The sequence below is a fragment of the Marseilla massiliensis genome (assembly GCF_023336985.1).
In the GTDB taxonomy this organism is placed as follows: Bacteria; Bacteroidota; Bacteroidia; order Bacteroidales; family Bacteroidaceae; genus Prevotella; species Prevotella intestinigallinarum.
In genome coordinates, this window is sequence record NZ_JAMBLP010000056.1 from 1 (window position 1) to 1,312 (window position 1,312).

At 54.6% G+C, this 1,312-nt stretch carries 1 protein-coding gene; it reads left to right on the forward strand.

The features are described from left to right. The coding region (locus tag M3089_RS15695; protein ID WP_249085249.1) for a tyrosine-type recombinase/integrase at positions 1-1,189 on the forward strand (1,189 nt) is incomplete at its 5' end. Positions 1,190-1,312: the final 123 nt, after the last annotated feature.

Here is a 1,312-nt window from a genome sequence, read left to right on the forward strand (position 1 = left end):
ATTCAGGCCGTCGGCCTGCAAGGGGAAGGAAGGCACTTTGTTCTTTCAGTTGATTCAAGGACGCACAGTGCGCCGCATGAGAAGCAAGTTTAGAATCTTTAATGAGGAGTGGGACTCGGCCGCCGGCCAGATTGTGCTGCCGCAGCATCCGTCGCCGCAGGCAGACAGGCTTTCGCTCATCAGGTCTAATGTCGAGCTGGAGTTGAGGGTGCTTGAAGACATCGTGGCCGACCTCGACCTCGATGGCGACACCTGGGACGCCGACGAGGCCGTGGAGCGCTTTATGATGAGCAGGCGCATTGACGGGAGCGTGTTCCACTTCATGGAAAACCAGATTCAGCGCAAGCTGAAGCTGGGACGGCTGCGCTCTGCCGAGACGTATCAGACCACCCTGAACAGCTTCATGGGCTTTCGCAAGGGCGTAGACCTTACATTCAGCATGATAGACTCGGCTATGATGCAACTCTACGAGGCTGCCATGCGCTCGAGGGGCCTGTCGCGCAACACCACATCTTTTTATATGCGAATAATGCGCACTAACTACAGGATGGCGGTAGAAGAGGGCCTCACCGACGACAAGCGCCCTTTCAGGCATGTGTATTGCGGCATCGACAAGACGGTGAAGCGGAGCATCACTTTTGCCGACATCAAGCGGATAAAAGACCTCGACCTGTCGCAACGGCCGGTGATGGCCTTTGCACGCGACATGTTTATATTCAGTTTCTGCACGCGTGGTATGTCGTTTGTTGATATGGCTTACCTCAGGAAGGCCGACCTGAAAAACGGTTATCTCACCTACAGGCGAAAGAAGACCGGGCAATTGCTTACCATAGAGTGGACGAGGCAGATGCAGGAGGTGATGGACAAGTGCTCTACATGCGCCACGCAGTATCTCTTGCCAATTATCGTGCGCGAAGACGGAAGCGAGCGCAGGCAGTACCAGAACATGATGCTCAAGGTGAACAGAAACCTTAAGAAGGTGGCTGCAATGGCCGGGCTGAGCGTGCCGCTCACACTGTATTACAGCCGGCACAGCTGGGCTACGATAGCCCGATACAACGCTGTGCCGCTGTCGGTAATAAGCGAAGGGCTGGGCCACGACTCTGAGGCAACCACACAGATATATCTTGACTCGATACAGTCGTGCGAGGTTGACAAGGCCAACAGAAAGATTCTGAGGAATCTTTAGCTGGCAACTGCCTGCTTGGGCATGCCGGTGGCCCTGCCGTTGCAGCCATGTGGCCATGCGAGGCTATTGATAAGTAGGTGTTCAAAATTAGTTGCCATCAAATTGTGCGCTATTTCGGAGATG